The organism is Vibrio sp. 1288 (genome assembly GCF_033344475.1).
The window spans coordinates 1-600 of the sequence record NZ_JAWPOX010000796.1; the positions used below are offsets into that span (position 1 = coordinate 1).

General features: G+C 41.5%; 1 protein-coding gene. It reads right to left on the reverse strand.

Annotation, left to right across the window (positions count from 1 at the left end; translation table 11 throughout):
* Positions 1-271: CreA family protein (locus R8O11_RS29425; RefSeq protein WP_318195148.1), on the reverse strand; the 271-nt coding region annotated here is incomplete at its 3' end.
* Between the last annotated feature and the right edge of the window lie 329 nt (positions 272-600).

A 600-nucleotide genomic window follows, 5' to 3' on the forward strand; every position in this document is an offset into this window, starting at 1 on the left:
CTGATTTGCTCTTATCAATTTTAGTAATCATCTCAGGTGTAATTTCACCAGTTTGACGGCAAGAAATTGAACTGTCGCTTGGGTCCGCTAAACTGAAGTCCGCTTCGATGCTCGCTACATGACAAGTAACGCCTGGAACTTCAGGGTCTACGAGCGTATTCAGTTTTATGTCTTTCATAGTAAACATACCCAAAGACACATCACCAACCTCATCGTTGCCACAGCCAGCAAGAATGGTAACCAAACCTAAAGCAAGCAAACGTTTTTTCATTATTCCGTCCTTAATTAGAAAAATATATAGATTCAATCTATCAGACGTTGGCATCTAAAACAAAATTTGGCGCAACCTCAGGACTTTAGCTAGGTTTGTTAAGGGCTTCATGCTAATGTACCGCTTCAAAGCGAGTTCATGTTTAAGAGTTGAGTCAATGCGATATAGAAAACCCTGTTAGGTTTTCGGAATATTGGCGTGATGGCTCATATACAGCCCTCGTTTTTGACTCGCTACTACTCTGTAGCCTGAGATATTTAAGGTACTCAAATGAATGAACAGCAGTTAGCCAGCATCGAACGCAAAAATGCGTGGCTGCACGATCTCGT